Source organism: Undibacterium sp. Jales W-56, from assembly GCF_025548535.1.
Lineage (GTDB): Bacteria > Pseudomonadota > Gammaproteobacteria > Burkholderiales > Burkholderiaceae_D > Undibacterium.
This window is the reverse complement of the sequence record NZ_JAJLQW010000005.1, coordinates 237107-252776: the sequence shown is the minus strand read 5'-3', so window position 1 is coordinate 252776 and position 15670 is coordinate 237107. Positions and strand designations below refer to the sequence as shown.

The following is a 15670-nucleotide window of genomic DNA, read 5'->3' as shown; positions in this document are numbered from 1 at the left end:
GAAATCACCTTGTTTCATGTCGTCTTAGTAGAGCCGGAAATTCCTCCGAATACAGGCAATATCATTCGCCTCTGCGCCAACACCGGCGTTCAATTACATCTGATTGAACCGTTAGGCTTCCCATTGGACGATAGCAAAATGAAGCGCGCAGGATTGGACTATCATGAGTACGCCAATATGAAAGTACATAAAAATTGGGAAGCTTTCCTGGAACAGGAGCAGCCCGATCAAACCCGCATGTTCGCGCTCACCACACATGGCTCGTCGCGGTTTTCAGAGGCCCGTTTCTTGCCCGGGGATTATTTCGTATTCGGCGCAGAAACCCGCGGCTTACATCCCGATCTGAGGAATTCTTTTCCCGGGTCGCAACGCATACGACTGCCAATGCGACCGGATAACCGCAGCCTCAATTTGTCCAATACGGTGGCGATCGTCGTCTACGAAGCATGGCGTCAACATGACTTTGCCGGCGGAGCCTGACGGACTAAAGCCGAATAACGATCAAGGCGTGTGCGGTAAATTACTTAGCCCTTACCTTGGCTAATAATTTACTGGTTGAGCGGTCATGCTCGAAATCAATTGCCCTCACTTGCCCGCCGTAGGCCAATACCGCCTGGCCTTCCGGGATTGCCGTCATATCGTAGTCGCCGCCCTTAACATAAATATCCGGCCGGGCAAGTTCGACAATTTGCAGCGCCGTATTGTCATCAAAATCGACGACTAAACTCACCGACTCCAGGGCGGCCAAAACCGCCAACCTGTCTTCGCAACTGTTGACAGGTCTGTCGTCGCCTTTGCCCAAGCGTCTGACCGAGGCATCCGTGTTCACGGCGACCACCAGCGATGCGCCCAAAGCGCGCGCCTGATCGAGATAAGTCACATGGCCACGATGCAAAATATCAAATACGCCATTCGTCATCACGACTGGCTTTGGCAGCGCCGCGATACGATCCGGGAGATCGTTTGCCACCGTGATTTTTGATTCGAAGCTAGTCATGAGGTATTTTTATATTAGGTAATTTGAATAAAAAAAGCCGCAACAGCGTGCGGCTTTTTTTATTGTAATCCAATTGCACCCGGATTCGGATTTCTATGCGGCGCCCAGGATGGCAGTATCTGCGGCCAAGCGCTGCGTCACCTCTTTACGATAGCGATTCAAATCCTGAACAGATTCAAATGTACGTTCAAACAGCAAGGACATATTGTGCAAAATACGTTCGATGACTTTCTTTTCCCAAACGCCGTCGAACATGATTTGACCGTCCAGCCAGCGTTCCAGCCAGTCTGGGTCGGGCAAGCGGCTTTGTACCGTATCTTGCGGGAACAGCGATTGATTCACATGCAGATTCGTCGGGTGCAATGGCTTTTCAGTACGGCGCGCCGACGCCATCAATACACCAATTTTTGCGAATGCGGCACGCGCTGTATCGCCGGCTTCAACCAAGGCTTTTTTCATGTAACGCAGATAAGCACCGCCATGACGCGCTTCATCCTGGCTGATGATTTTATAAATCTGTTTGATGACCGGCTCGGTATGCCAGTCGGAGGCGCAACGATACCAGTGGTTCAAACGAATCTCGCCGCAAAAATGCAGCATCAATGTCTCCAGCGGTGGCGCCGGATCGAACTCGAAGCGCACATTGTCCAGTTCCTCTTCCGTAGGAACTAATTCGGGGTGAAAACGGCGCAGATATTCCATCAACACCAAAGAATGCTTTTGCTCTTCAAAAAACCAGATCGACATGAAAGCAGAGAAATCACTGTCGCCACGGTTATCACGCAAAAACATCTCGGTCGCCGGTAAGGCAGACCACTCGGTAATCGCATTCATCTTGATAGTCTGAGCCTGCTCAGGCGTCAATTTGGATGCATCGTACTGATCCCAATTGATGTCCGTTTCCATATTCCAACGGACCTGCTCTAAGGATTTAAACAATTCTGGGTAAAGCATGATGACCTTTACGAAGTGGAGGCGAAAATAGAGTGAATTTTCTAATTTTACCAGACGGATGTGACGGCTTCACGACAAGCTTGATTTTGCCTATTTTACATCTTTCTATTATTTTGATAATTGGGGACTCATACACAGTTTTTCAAATGGGATAAGATGGTTTTCAACAAAAAAACCTGTTAATCCACCCAAAACCAGACCAAGGAACCCATCATGAGACGACTTTTTCGCATTTTGACGATCGCGACACTAGGATTTATTGCAAATACGGCATCAACATTGAACGCTTTTGCTGAAGATACGACAAGTTGTCCCGCAGTCTTGAACCATAAATTTAAACGCCTGCAGGATGAATCGGCACAAGATCTTTGCCAATATTCAGGCAAAGTTACCTTGGTAGTCAATACTGCCAGCTACTGCGGCTTCACCAGCCAGTATGAAGGTTTAGAAGCCTTGCATGCCAAATACAATCCAAAAGGTTTAGTGGTGCTGGGTTTCCCATCGAATGATTTTGGTCAGCAAGAGCCTGGCAACGATAAGCAAATTGCAGATTTTTGCTTCAATACCTATGGCGTGAAATTCCCGATGTTCACCAAGACCTCGGTAAAAGGCAAAGATGTCAATCCCTTGCATGCGCAATTGATTCAGGCAACCGGCACGACGCCTAAATGGAATTTTTACAAATACCTGATCGACCGGAAAGGAAACGTTGTTGCAGCGTATTCCAGTGTCACCACACCGGACGATAAAAAATTGGTGGCCGATATAGAAAAAGCCTTGGCGCAATGAGTATGTTTTAACAACGCAAAATAGCAACATAAAACCTCAGGGTGCGGGCAACGCACCCTTTTTTTCATCAAAGCCGGGGAGATCGCCTGAATTTAGAGATCTGACTGCCGAGAGCATTATTTTCGCAATAGTTGAATCCATTACGCGATTTCGAACGAATAAGACATAAGAACATCGATTCATTGCCAGAAATTTATTGTTACCCTGCCCACACAAAATAATATGAAAATTGCGGTCATCGGCTCCGGCATCTCCGGTCTCTCCTGCGCATACCGCCTGTCACAGGCGCAATACGACGTCAGCCTGTTCGAGGCAAACGACTATTTCGGCGGCCATACCCACACTGTCGATGTGACTCTGGATGGTCAGACCTATGGTGTTGACACCGGTTTTTTAGTCTTCAACCATAAAACTTATCCGAATCTGGTTAACTTATTTGAAGAACTGGAAATAGAAACCGCTGCGACCGACATGTCATTTTCGGTCAAGATGCCGATCAAAAACCGTAGCTTGGAATGGGCCGGCGCCAATCTGGATACGGTGTTTGCGCAACGACGCAATCTGTTCAGTCCGCGCTTTCTGGGAATGCTGCGCGATATCCTGCGATTTAACCGGCAAACCACGGCGCTGGCCAACACAGTGCCTGTGGTTGATAGCGATTTCCAGTTGTCGCTGGGCGACTTCCTGGATAAACACCGCTACGGACAGGCATTCCGCACCTGGTATTTACTACCGATGGCAGCCTGCATCTGGTCTTGCCCAACCGCCATCATGATGGGTTTTCCCTTGTCGTCGTTCGTCAGGTTTTGTCATAACCATGGATTGCTGCAAGTGAACGACCGTCCGCGCTGGCAAACCGTCAAAGGCGGAGCGCGCCACTACGTAGAAAAAATTCTCGAGCGGATTCCGAAGAAATATTTGAACACGCCGGTTCTATCCGTACGCAGAACAGCGAAACATACCGTACAACTGCTCACCCAAAATGGCGCACAGGAATTTGATCATGTCGTACTCGCGACCCATAGCGACCAGAGTCTGGCCATGCTGAGCGATGCATCATCCGATGAGAGAAACATCCTGTCCGCAGTCACTTACCAGCCCAACAAAGCAGTGTTGCACACCGATGCTTCGTTCTTGCCGGAACAGAAGAAAGCCTGGTCTGCCTGGAATTACCAGAGTGAAAGCGGCAATGAGGCAAAAGTCTGCGTCCATTACCTCATCAATCAATTGCAGCCGCTGCCATTCAGCACCCCAGTCATCGTCAGCTTGAATCCGATTTCGGCACCCGCAGCATCCTGCGTGCTGGCCAGTTTCGATTATGCGCATCCGGTATTTGATCAAAAAGCGATGGATGCACAAAGTCGCCTGCACCAGATACAAGGTATTAACGGCATCTGGTTTGCCGGTGCCTGGACTGGTTATGGCTTCCATGAAGATGGCTTGAAATCCGGTCTGGCGGTTGCGGAACAGTTGCAAAAATCAGACCGGCCAGAAGCACGCGCCGCTTGAGATGAATACAACTATGCCATCGATACGTTTATGCACCGGAGAGGTCAGGCATCATCGCCTGCGTCCAGCCGTGAATCGCTTTACTTATGGCGTATTTTTCATCCGGGTGATTTTACGTAGCGACGTCAACCGCGAGTCTGAAAGCGTCTGTCCCGGTTTTTCGCACAACCGCTTTAACTTGCTGTCTTTTTTCGACAAAGATCATGGTGACGGTCAGCAAACGCCGCTTGCCTGGGTCGAAAATCTATTACGCTCCGAAGGCGTCGCGGATGCCGATGGCGATATTGAACTGCAATGTTTCCCGCGCGTGTTTGGCTATGTATTTAATCCTGTCTCGTTCTGGTTTTGCCATCGTAAGGACGGTGAATTGCGCGCCGTGGTTTGCGAGGTGCGCAATACTTTTGGCGAAAAACATATCTACTTGTTGGACACGGGCGGCATACAACATTACGGGCAGGAGTTAATCGCTAAAAAGATATTTCATGTCTCGCCGTTTTGCCCTGTCGAGGGTCAGTATCGCTTTCGCTTCATGAAGACCGCGCGCGAGGTCGGAGCGCAGCGACAAAATCAGCATGTCGCCCGCATCGAGTATGACGATGCCAGCGGGCCGCTGCTGCTAACCAGCATCGCCGGTAGCGAGCGGGACATCAGTACGGCGAATATCGCCAGAGTCATGTTGCGCTATCCGCTGATGACCTTGAGCGTAGTCGCCCGCATCCATTTGCAAGCGCTTTACCTCTGGATAAAGCGCGTGCCTTTTTTTTCCAAACCTGTCCCACCTGCTAACGAGGTCAGCCGATGAGTAGCCTGCATCCCACCATCAATCCCCATCAGGAACAAAGCGCGCCTTTGAACACGGCACAGTTCCCGGCCGAAGCAAAATTCGTGTTGAGCTTGCTGCACAAACTGCAAGACGGCAATTTGACGATTCAATTTCCTGATGGTCAGGAAGGACATTTCGGCGACCACAACCATAGTCCTGTACGGATCGTGCTGAAGAACTGGCAACTCTGCCGCACCATACTCAAATCCGGTGACATCGGTTTTGCCGAAAGCTATATCGAAGGTCATTGGACTACCGGCCAGTTACCCGGTTTAATCGAACTGATCTCACGCAACCGTCAGCAACTCGAATCCGTGATCTACGGCACCTGGTGGGGCAATCTGCTGTACCGCATTAAACATGTGTTGAATCGGAATTCGCGCGCTGGTAGCAAAAAAAATATTCATGCCCATTACGATATCGGCAATGACTTTTATCGATTGTGGCTGGACCCTTCGATGACTTACTCCAGCGCCCTGTTTTCCGGCGATAAAGTCGAGACCTTACATGATGCGCAACTGGCAAAATATCGGCGCATCCTGCAACAACTCGCGGTTCATCCGCACGATAATATTCTGGAGATAGGTTGTGGCTGGGGCGGTTTTGCCGAAGTGGCGAGTACCGAAGCTTTTGCGCATGTGACCGGTCTGACGCTATCTAACGAGCAATTGCATTTTGCCCAGGAGCGTCTGCAAAAAGCCGGCTTGCATGAGAAGAGCAAATTGCAGATTCAGGATTATCGTGATGCGCATGGCAGCTACGATGCGATTGCCTCGATAGAAATGTTCGAAGCCGTGGGCGAAGCCTACTGGCCCAGCTATTTCGAATGCATCAGCCGCAACCTGAAGCAGGGTGGCAGAGCTTGCGTGCAGAGTATTGTCATCGCCGACGAACTGTTTGAACGCTATCGCAAAGGGACTGATTTTATCCAGCAATATATTTTTCCCGGCGGGATGTTGCCATCGATACAGGTCTTCAAGGCATATGCGAAGCAGCATGGATTACAGGTCGTGGACACCTTCACTTTTGGTCTCGACTATGCCCGCACCTTGCAAGAGTGGCGTCAGGCCTTCATGGCGAAATTACCGGAAATCAAGGCGCAGGGCTTCGATCAGGAATTTATCCGTACCTGGGAATTTTATCTCGCGTATTGTGAAGCGGGCTTCCGGGCGCATAGCATCGATGTTGCGCAATTCACGCTAATCAAGTCATGATTCTGCTCAATCGCGCATGTTGGACAGGCTGCGTCAGCGCCATGCTGTTGTATGCCGCGCTTGCTTTCGCGGGTAGCCAACAAACGCCTGCTGGCAGCCATATTCAACAAGAGCTGAATCAGGCTAAGCCTCTGGGCCACGGCACGTTTCGCTGGTTTGGTATCGCTGTGTACGATGCTCAATTATGGGTCGGCAAAGACGGCTATGCGCCTGAAGCCAATGGTCAGCTTGGCCGTCAGCCGATTGCGCTGGATCTGACCTATGCCCGTTCTTTGATAGGAAAGAAGATTGCCGAAGCAAGCATAGAAGAAATCCAGAAACTCAAACTCGGCTCAGAAGAACAAAGGAAAACCTGGCTGGCGCAAATGACCCAGCTGTTTCCCAACGTCAAAGAAGGCAATCACATCACCGGTGTATTTTTGCCCGGGCTGGCTGCCCGTTTTTATTTCGACGGAAAGCTTCTGGGCGAAATCAGGGATCCTGAATTTGCGCATGCTTTCTTTTCCATCTGGTTAGATAAAAAAACCTCCGCGCCGGGACTGCGCGACAAGCTATTGGAAGCCAGTAACAAATAACAAGTAGCCTGCGATAGGCAGGCGCTCACCAGCTAGCAAGGACATGATCATGCAATTCCTCACATTGATGCGAACTATTTTCATCGCTAGCGCGGCACTCATACTCAGCTCATGCGCCAGCACTAACGATCCCAAACTATATGCAGCGGAGCAACCTGCGCTGGTATTGCCTCAATTTTTCAATGGAACTGTCGATGCCTGGGGAATGTTCCAGGATCGTTCCGGCAAAATCGTCAAACGATTTACCGTCGTGATGCGTTGCGAATGGCAGGGTGAAGTAGGCCGGCTGGATGAAGATTTCACTTATTCTGACGGCACCAGGCAAAATAGAATCTGGACATTGAAAAAAACAGGGACCGGCACTTTCATCGGGACAGCCGCCGATGTCGTGGGCGAAGCTAAAGGGCTTGTGTCAGGCAACACGCTGCACTGGAATTATGTACTGGCACTGCCAGTCGATAAAAAAATCATTCACGTTGATTTTGACGACTGGATGGTGCTAATGGATGATAAAGTCATGCTGAATCGCGCCATCATGAGCAAGTACGGGATAGAGCTTGGCAGCGTTACTTTGTCATTTACCAAACGGAGCAGCAAGTAAGCGCGATGGCTATGAATCCCAAGATCGCCGACTGGCACGGTAAAAAAATCTGGATCATCGGCGCCTCTACCGGCATAGGCGCAGAAACTGCCCAGCTCTTGCTAAAAAAAGGCGCGCAAGTTGCTCTATCTGCGCGCCAAGCCGATCTGCTGCACGCAGTCGCGGCCGGCCATGAGCGGGCGGTGATCCTGCCCGTCGATATTACCGACCACACAACGCTAGCCAACGCTCACGCCTACCTGAGCCAGTTATGGGGCAATATTGATCTGGTACTGGTGGTGGCTGGCGGCTACAACGCGATGCGGGCGGACCAATTCGATCTGGTCGCTGCGAATCGCCTGATTGATCTGAACCTGCGGGGAATATTGAATTGCCTGGATGTAGTTTTACCCAAGCTGATCCGGCAAGGACATGGCGGCATCGGGATTGTCGGTTCCGTTGCGGGCTTGTCCGGCCTGCCAAAGGCCTTGATCTATGGTCCGACCAAAGCAGCGATCATCAATTTATGCGAATCTCTGTATTTTGATTTACATCCGAAAAATATCGCGGTCTATCTGATCAGTCCGGGCTTTGTAAAAACGCCGCTGACTGCGGGTAATGACTTTGAAATGCCGGCACTGATCACCGCCGAAGTCGCGGCCAAAGAGATCGTATCAGGTATGGAAAACGGAGAATTCCATATTCACTTTCCAAAACGGTTTACCAACTGGCTGCGGCTGGCACGCCTGCTCCCTTACCGCTGGTATTTTGCCCTTATCCATAAGACGACTGGCCTATGAACAACGATGTCATTTCCTATGAAGAGGCCTTGCGCAAGCTCGTCACCTTCTTTGAAACGCTGACCCCAGAGAGCGTGCAGCAGATTCCTGCCATGTATGCAGAAAAAGCTTACTTCAAAGATCCCTTCAACGAAGTTCAGGATGTCGCTGCGGTACAAACCATCTTTGTCCATATGTTCGCGCAAGTCGAGCAGCCGCGCTTTAAAGTCCACACCCGCTTATTGCAGGGGAACGAGGCGTTTATCAGCTGGGATTTTCTGTTCACGATGAAACGGTTCTCCAAAGAACTGCAAAGAATCAAAGGCGCAACCCATCTGCGCTTTCTGGAGGACGGACGGGTCAGTTATCACAGGGATTACTGGGATGCTGCCGAAGAACTGTACGAGAAGCTTCCCGTATTAGGCAGCCTGATGCGCATGCTGAAACGTGCTGCCAGGAATTAGGGCTTTGAACATGCCCTAGAATTCACTTCCCGCCAGCAGTGGATTTTTTACCGCTGACAACATGTGCTTTTGAGACCACTGCAGGTTTGCGCGACGCCGTTTTTTTAGTCACCGGGCTAAGCGTTTTTTTGCCGGTAGCCGATATCTTTTTGTTTGCGGCGCTGCTAGTTTTGGCGGTGCTCGCGCTTCCTTTCGTGACGGTCTTTTTTACTGGTTTGTCTTGCTTCACGCTTGTTGAGACAGCAGCCTCATCGATCATCGCATGGCTCACCGCCTGTTTGAACTGATCCTGCAACAAATTCCACCATGCAGCCGGATTAGAAAACGCCGAGTTATTCTCCGCCGGCTGGGCTTTCGCCGTACCTGCCGAAGCAGCGACCTCGGGCGCAGTGGTAGTCGCAGATACTGGTTCTGCGATGGGCTCCGCTACAGGTTCCGGAACCGGTTCTTTTTTTGCCTCGGGTGTCGCAGTGGCATTAGGCCAGAAATCATGCTTGGCAAATTCGAAGGGTTTTGCTGATTTTTCTGCTTGCGCCGACTGGTCCGGTTTATCCGCAGTCGCATTCGCCATCGTGCTGGCAAAACTCTCCCCCAGGGAATTCAGCGCGGCAATCGTCGCCCTTTGTACTTCAAGTGCCTGTATGGTTCCGCGCAGCATATTCATATTCACGGTCAGCCATGACTCGACGGTTTTAAGATCCTTGATTTTTTTGTCCAGCTCATCGACCGAGACTGTCGGCGTCACCATGCCAGGTACATGCATGCCACCCCAGATATTTTTAACAAAGGATAGCGTGTCGTTCATCGCATTCATGCCTGGGAAATCGTTTCCTTGAAATGGGGAAGTCATGCTGCTCTCCTAAAGGGGCTATCAGGTCGTTCATATCATCGGAATACGCAACACTACAGAACGCCATGTTCTAGTGACGCGAGACGCTTTTATCCATCTTGCATGAGCTTGGCAACGCCGTCAATGCGGATGCGAAATAGCGCTCGGTTTTAAAACCATAACCGCTGCCTTCATTGTCAAAACGCAGGCCGCTCTTGCCATCCGGATTGCGCTTTTGCATCACCGATACATACAGCGGCTGTATCAGTTGATGATCGGCAGCACGCATGGTGGCATCATGAAAACCGTTACTAAAACTTGCGCCCTCCAAAGTTCTGGCAACGGCATCTGCTTCCACGCTGCCGGCTTTTTCGATCGCGGCAACCAGCATATTCACCATGATATGCATACGCAGATGCACATAGTCGTCGCGCGGATCGGGATAGCGCTGCCTGAAGCTTTGATAAAACGCATCGCTGCCGGCACCGCCGACATTCGGGTGCCATTCGGCAACAGCCCTGACGCGGCCAATGCCGGCCTCGCCAATCGCCGCCGGTGCGCCCAAGGCATTTGCATAAAAAGTATAAAACTTCACCTCCATGCCAGCGTCTTTCACCGCCTTGATGAGTAAAGTCAGGTCATTACCCCAGTTACCGGTGATCACGGTATCCGCACCGCTCGCCTTGATCTTGGCGGCATAGGGAGCAAAATCCTTGATCTTGCCTATCGCATGCAGATCCTCACCGACGATGCTGATGTCGGGGCGTTTTTTAGCCAACATGGCGCGCGCGGTGACTGCCACTTGCCTGCCAAAACTATAGTCCTGGCCGATCAAATATACCTTTTTGGCGCGCGCATCATCGCGTATCACTTCAGTCAAGGCATGTAAGCGCATATCCGCATTGGCATCGAAACGAAAATGCCAATAACTGCATTTGTCATTGGTCAGACTAGGCTCCACGGCGGAATAATTCAAGAACAGGACCCGCTGCTGCGGCATGCGCTGGTTATGTTTATTCACGGCATCGAGCAGCGCTAACGCGACCGCCGAGCTATTGCCTTGCACGATAAAGGGAATGTCCTGATCCGTTACATGCTTGAATACCGTCAGGCTGTCTTCGACCCCTTGCTTGTTATCAAAGGTTGTCAATTGCAATAAATGCCTGCCGTCTGCCAGGCGCACGCCGCCTCGTGCATTGACCTGCTCTATCGCCATTTGCAGATTACGCACGACTGCCTCGCCCGCATTGCTAAACGCGCCGCTCAGGCCATCGATCATCGCAATCCGTATCGGTCTGGCGACGCTGGCCTGACTGGTCGCTTGCGCAGCGGAGATTGAGAATACCGAGAGGAGGCTGAATGCGGCGCACCTCATTTTCTTTGATACTAAAGACATCAAAACCTTCTTTTTTTTAGGATTTACGCAAAACGGCAAGCTGCTTACCACCATGCACATTGAACCCGCAGGCAAGATGCGGCTTTCGGAGACATTTCGTGCCAGCAGGCGCACCCAGCTTGCGGGTTCGTTTTAATATTTACACTCCATGGAGCCTTTCCTCTTGCTTTTCTCTGTGTTTCCGTGTCTCGGTGGTGAGAGGTTTTGGGTTTTGCGTAAGTCCTATTTTTTTACATTTACCGCAAGTTAACCGAGACTCAACAACAGTCGCTCCTATTTTTCTCCGCATTTTACATGGCGGAGGTCATCGCAACTCGTACCCAGAACGTTTACACTACTTGCAGCTCACCTTTTGTCTATATCCCCTTGCATCATGATTGCACCCTGGCTACTTCAACTACCGCGCCGTCAGATTCTGGCTTTTGCAATGGCGACCGCCGCCCTGCACCTGGCAGCGTTCTCGTGGCTGACTGCGCTACAAAGCAACACAGAAAGCCGGATCGTCAAAGAATCGAAGGTGCAGATCAAGCTGCTGAAACTGGATCAGCCACCGGCAGAGAATAAAATCGCAGAGAACAAAACAAATGCTCGTCCGGCAGCAAGCGACAGCAAAAAAACTGTGCAAAAAACCCAGAAACTTACGCCAGCTGTACCACCCCGGATTGCCGATAATAATGACGACAGTGCGATCTACCAATCCGCCTCCGGCTACCTGGCAGTGACACCGACACTCAAGCCAGATCCCGATGTTCCCTTTGCCAAAACAGAGACGGAGACAAGCGCATCAATACCCACGGCGAATACAGAAGCCACGAACGCCGTGCTTGAAAAGAATACCGGCGCAAGCAAAGCGATTGATCCAGACACCCCCAATCTGGCGCAATTCACCTCAAGCCCTTTACCCTCTGCTCAGCTCAAGCTGCAATTGATACGCACCGAACCGAATAAAAATCCCTATTACGGCGTTGGCGAAATCAACTGGCAACTGGCGGGCGATCGTTACACCATGACCATCGACGCCGGACTGGACTTGCTGCTGACGACGCTGAATTTATTCAAACTCAAAAGCGAAGGAAAAATTTCGCAAGCAGGGCTGACGCCGATTACCAGCAGCGAGACTCGTCGCAATCGCTCCGAGACGGCAACCCATTTCAACCATGCCGACAATCTCTTGAGTTTTTCATCCTCGAATAAAACACAGACCATGGCGCACGCGGCTCAGGATAAAGCGTCCGTATTAATGCAGCTGGCCGGTATCGGCTATGCTGACCCGACGCAATTTAAAGTTGGCCGGGAAATTATTATTCAGGTCGCTGAAGAACGCGAAGCGACTATTTTTCGTTTCATCATCGCGGGGCAAGAAGAACTGAGCACCAAATTAGGTACTTTGATGACCTGGCATATCGTACGACCACCCAGGGCCGGTTCGTATAACTCGCAATTGGATATCTGGTTTGCACCAGGCATGAATTGGTATCCGGTCCAGATACGCAATACCGAAACCAACGGTGCAATCACGACCCAGATTGTGACCAGCATTCTTCACCCTGCCGTCATTGAAAGATAAGCATGAAACTGTTTCAGACTTCCCGTATCAAAACAGGACCGATGGTATGCACTGCGCTGCTCCTCAGCATCGGTCTCAATGCGGCCTGCATGGCGGACACCGACAACAAGCATGCGATCAATCTGCCGCCGTCGGCGAATTTGATTTATACCATCAAGGCCAGGCAAAGCGGCATTCCCCTCAGCGGTGAAGCCAGCGTCAACTGGCAACTCAGCGAAAAAAAATACAGCATCGTGACCGAAACCCGTGCCATGCTGGTCGGGAAAATTCTGGATGCGAGCAGCACCGGCACTGTGGATAACTACGGTCTGGCACCCGACAAATTCGTCGAAAAAAGATTCCGCAAAAATGAGAGCATCACCCGTTTCGAGCGCAGTGGCGCGAACAAACTCATCAGCTTTAGCGAATCGACAGAACAATATCCGATTACCGGCGGCGAACAAGACCGCACCAGCGCGACCTGGCAACTGGTTGCCATGGCACGCGCAGCCGGGGAGAAATTCAAAGCCGGTAGTGAATGGAAAATGTTTGTCGCAGGCCGGCGCGATGCAGAGCCATGGACCTTCAAAGTCATCCAGAAAGAAAGCATCAGCACGGCACTAGGGGAATTTGCGACGATCCACATCATCAAAGCGCCGCCGCCAGATTCAAAAGACCAGCAACTCGAATTATGGCTGGCCCCCGCGATGGAATGGTACCCGGTGCGCCTGCGATTTAGCGATGCCGATGGCGACTATGTTGAGCAATCGATAGGACAAATCAAGAAATGACAGTGCAATGCCCCCTCCGCAAACCGATCCCCTGATCTATTTAAACAAGACAGGGTGCTGGCGCCATTCTTCACTGGCCTGCTCAATTACACGCTCGATAAATTTTTCTTTGCTCAGCCTATCCAGTTGTTTGTTGAATGCCCCAAGATAAGCCGCGCATGGACTTTGTGTGACGAAACCGGCCAGGTTCGGCGATTCGCTCAGATGAGGATGTAAAGCGATAATTTTCTGATCGCTTGCTGTCGCCAATAAAAATGTACGTCCGGGATAGAAACCCGTCACCACATAATCGAAACGGTCCGCCGACAACATTTTAAAACTGGCTTCCAGGTCATTGGATTCTTGCACGGTCAGATTATTTTTAATAAAACTATCGAGCGGTTCGCCAAATCGATTACCTCGTGCAACCCCGCCACGATAAGATGCCAGCTCGTTCCATTTTTTGATGTCCAGCAATTTATCCCGCCGCACAAATACGGCAACGGGGTTCAACAGAACCGTATTGCTGAAACTCAGGTAAGAGCGGCGTTCCGGCGTATCTTTTAAAGTCACCACCAGATCAATCGTGCCGCTTTGTGCCGCGGCAAGCACGCGGTTGAATGGGCCAAGATAACGAATTTCATACGGTATGCCGAGGTCCGAAAAAATCCGGCGCGCAACCGCAATACTGGCACCACGCATCGCAGTACCGTCATACCAGTGCAATGGCGGATAGGCAGGATCGGCAGAGATCACGACTTTGTCGCAGGTATTGCCCGCTGCTTCTAAAGCACATGTCAGGCATGCAGCGCACAGAATAGCGAAACGGCAGATAGACCGCCGGCAGCTTTGTAAGCCTGTCCACATGGGACGCTTATTGATCATTATGAACGTGCGCGATATCGCTGATACGTAACGGGTTTGAACAAGCTACGATCGATTTTCGTCAACATGTATTGTCCGATCAAGGCCTGCTGTGAGGAAAATCATCTAGCACGAATGTATTATCATAAATTAGATTGCCGACGTTCACAATTGAGAATTGGCTACAAAACTCATGCCCCCCAACACAGTGACCCGCAATGGCGGCATCCGTTGCGCATGAGCTTGCACCGGATTGCTGATAGGCGTAAATATGGCTTACTCAAACCTTCTTCTGTAAACCCGGCAAAATAAATTTCCAGACCACGCAGAGTTCAAACAGCTCGACCGCCATCAATGCAATGATTGCACCGGCGGCGCCCCAATGCGGAATCGCCCATGAGGTAATCGCCAATACCATTGCCAGCGTCACGCTGCCGAGGAAAAATAAAGAACGAAACGCGCCGCCGCTACTCAGCCATGAGGTACCGACCCAGCGCGCTGCATTAATCGCGAAATAGCCGCCCCACAGCATCACCAGCGGATCCAGGCCGCTGTATTTACTGCCGATCACATGCGCCTCCAGCCACGGCAACAGCAACAGCAAGACCACTACGTAAGCGCACACCACCAGCTCAATGCCGGCGATAGAAAACAAGGTCAGCTTGCGCAAGCCAGTCCAGTTGCGATCCGCCATCAGGCGGCTCGCTTCGGGCCGCGCAATACGCGACCAGGCTGCGACCGCCAGCGGAATCGGCATCAGCAATAAGCGCGAGGCATTCAGGTCGGCAATCGCCGCCACCCCGAGCCAGGCGCCGGACAGATACACATAACTATAATTCGATAACCAGCCGACCAGCACGCCGAGTATCGCCCAGCGTCCATGACCACTGATGGTGTCCTGATGCCCGGCAATTGCCTTTTGCATCTCATCTTGGGCATCGTGTTGCTGGCTGGCCGGCGTGTGGGTGCGCGCCTTCAGGCGTCCGGCGCTCAGTGCCGCACACAGGATGGAGGCGGCAGCCAGGCTCAGGAAAATAGTTTCCAGCCCCAGATAATCGCCGCTAAACAATCCCGCCAGACTGATGACGACCAGCACTACGTACAGCACATCCTGGCGCAATACGGCGACGATATCGGATTGAATAAAACCCACGGTACGGCCGTATTCGCGCAGTCCATTGCCGATCACATACGCGCCGAACGCCAGCGCCAGCCAATTCCCTATATGGCTATTGCGGGTCGCCAGCGGCACTAATGCCACGATGGCAAACGCCAGCCCGCCCATCAGCAGGGTGCTCCAGATCTGGCGTATCCAGTAATGGCGCAACAAGGCTTTACGGGTTGCATCCTGGACGGCGCTGGCAACCGTGGTCAGCGGACCGGCAATCCAGGAATCGACCACCAAGCCCGCCAGCAAACCGCCCGCATACAATTGGCCGTACAGGCCATACTCTTCTTTGGTCACCAGGCGTATCAACAGCATGCCGATCGCAAAGTTCAATGCGCTCAGCATGCCCTGGTCAATGACCGACAGGATGGAAGATGACAGGAATTTTCTGGTGAAACTCATGAAGGAATCGG

At 51.5% G+C, this 15670-nt stretch carries 17 protein-coding genes; 11 read left to right on the top strand and 6 right to left on the bottom strand.

All coding sequences use genetic code 11. The features are described from left to right. The first annotated feature begins 9 nt into the window (after positions 1 to 9). Positions 10 to 480 (top strand): tRNA (uridine(34)/cytosine(34)/5-carboxymethylaminomethyluridine(34)-2'-O)-methyltransferase TrmL, encoded by a 471-nt coding sequence (gene trmL / locus LPB67_RS14775; protein ID WP_262838044.1) that lies wholly within the window; start codon positions 10 to 12, stop codon positions 478 to 480. A 40-nt stretch (positions 481 to 520) separates the two neighbouring features. Here trmL and rfaE2 read toward each other — a convergent pair whose 3' ends face one another. Continuing rightward, positions 521 to 997 carry a D-glycero-beta-D-manno-heptose 1-phosphate adenylyltransferase gene (rfaE2, locus tag LPB67_RS14770; RefSeq protein ID WP_262838043.1) on the bottom strand — a complete coding sequence of 159 codons (477 nt, stop codon included), beginning with the start codon at positions 995 to 997 and terminating at the stop codon, positions 521 to 523. A 93-nt stretch (positions 998 to 1090) separates the two neighbouring features. Beyond that, positions 1091 to 1951, bottom strand: coding sequence for a ferritin-like domain-containing protein (locus LPB67_RS14765; protein WP_262838042.1), 861 nt, complete (start codon positions 1949 to 1951; stop codon positions 1091 to 1093). A gap of 213 nt (positions 1952 to 2164) precedes the next feature. On the opposite strand from LPB67_RS14765, the gene LPB67_RS14760 reads away from it, so the two are divergent. From LPB67_RS14760 to LPB67_RS14725, 8 genes are all read left to right on the top strand, one after another. Beyond that, positions 2165 to 2740, top strand: coding sequence for a glutathione peroxidase (locus LPB67_RS14760; protein ID WP_262838041.1), 576 nt, complete (start codon positions 2165 to 2167; stop codon positions 2738 to 2740). 222 nt (positions 2741 to 2962) lie between these two features. Next, positions 2963 to 4249 (top strand): NAD(P)/FAD-dependent oxidoreductase, encoded by a 1287-nt coding sequence (locus LPB67_RS14755; protein WP_262838040.1) that lies wholly within the window; start codon positions 2963 to 2965, stop codon positions 4247 to 4249. 13 nt (positions 4250 to 4262) lie between these two features. After that, on the top strand, positions 4263 to 5051 hold the full coding sequence (locus tag LPB67_RS14750) for a DUF1365 domain-containing protein (protein ID WP_262838039.1): 789 nt from the start codon (positions 4263 to 4265) through the stop codon (positions 5049 to 5051). After that, the gene (locus LPB67_RS14745) at positions 5048 to 6286 is read left to right on the top strand and encodes an SAM-dependent methyltransferase (protein WP_262838038.1); all 1239 of its coding nucleotides are present in this window, start codon (positions 5048 to 5050) and stop codon (positions 6284 to 6286) included. The genes LPB67_RS14750 and LPB67_RS14745 overlap by 4 nt, the downstream gene beginning before the upstream one ends. After that, positions 6283 to 6861: a chalcone isomerase family protein gene (locus LPB67_RS14740; RefSeq protein ID WP_262838037.1), complete on the top strand. Its 579-nt coding sequence runs from the start codon at positions 6283 to 6285 to the stop codon at positions 6859 to 6861. Before LPB67_RS14745 ends, LPB67_RS14740 begins: the two co-directional genes overlap by 4 nt. Before the next feature lie 49 nt (positions 6862 to 6910). Next, positions 6911 to 7462: a DUF3833 domain-containing protein gene (locus LPB67_RS14735; protein ID WP_410482747.1), complete on the top strand. Its 552-nt coding sequence runs from the start codon at positions 6911 to 6913 to the stop codon at positions 7460 to 7462. Between the two features lie 5 nt (positions 7463 to 7467). Next, complete coding sequence (locus LPB67_RS14730; protein WP_410482746.1) at positions 7468 to 8241, top strand: SDR family NAD(P)-dependent oxidoreductase; 774 nt, start codon at positions 7468 to 7470, stop codon at positions 8239 to 8241. Further along, entirely contained in the window at positions 8238 to 8684 is a 447-nt protein-coding gene (locus LPB67_RS14725) for a nuclear transport factor 2 family protein (RefSeq protein WP_262838035.1), read from the top strand. Before LPB67_RS14730 ends, LPB67_RS14725 begins: the two co-directional genes overlap by 4 nt. A 22-nt stretch (positions 8685 to 8706) precedes the next feature. Here LPB67_RS14725 and LPB67_RS14720 read toward each other — a convergent pair whose 3' ends face one another. Further along, positions 8707 to 9534, bottom strand: coding sequence for a PhaM family polyhydroxyalkanoate granule multifunctional regulatory protein (locus LPB67_RS14720; RefSeq protein ID WP_262838034.1), 828 nt, complete (start codon positions 9532 to 9534; stop codon positions 8707 to 8709). A 70-nt stretch (positions 9535 to 9604) separates the two neighbouring features. Further along, positions 9605 to 10888 (bottom strand): branched-chain amino acid ABC transporter substrate-binding protein, encoded by a 1284-nt coding sequence (locus LPB67_RS14715; protein ID WP_262838175.1) that lies wholly within the window; start codon positions 10886 to 10888, stop codon positions 9605 to 9607. A 394-nt stretch (positions 10889 to 11282) separates the two neighbouring features. Here LPB67_RS14715 and LPB67_RS14710 point away from each other — a divergent pair, with 394 nt between their 5' ends. Together LPB67_RS14710 and LPB67_RS14705 are read left to right on the top strand one after the other, a co-directional pair. Continuing rightward, positions 11283 to 12476 (top strand): DUF3108 domain-containing protein, encoded by a 1194-nt coding sequence (locus tag LPB67_RS14710; RefSeq protein ID WP_262838033.1) that lies wholly within the window; start codon positions 11283 to 11285, stop codon positions 12474 to 12476. Positions 12477 to 12478: 2 nt separating this feature from the next. After that, the gene (locus tag LPB67_RS14705; RefSeq protein WP_262838032.1) at positions 12479 to 13246 is read left to right on the top strand and encodes a DUF3108 domain-containing protein; all 768 of its coding nucleotides are present in this window, start codon (positions 12479 to 12481) and stop codon (positions 13244 to 13246) included. A gap of 36 nt (positions 13247 to 13282) precedes the next feature. Here LPB67_RS14705 and LPB67_RS14700 read toward each other — a convergent pair whose 3' ends face one another. Next, entirely contained in the window at positions 13283 to 14092 is an 810-nt protein-coding gene (locus LPB67_RS14700; RefSeq protein ID WP_262838031.1) for a substrate-binding periplasmic protein, read from the bottom strand. 277 nt (positions 14093 to 14369) lie between these two features. Beyond that, on the bottom strand, positions 14370 to 15659 hold the full coding sequence (locus tag LPB67_RS14695; protein ID WP_262838030.1) for a lipopolysaccharide biosynthesis protein: 1290 nt from the start codon (positions 15657 to 15659) through the stop codon (positions 14370 to 14372). Between the last annotated feature and the right edge of the window lie 11 nt (positions 15660 to 15670).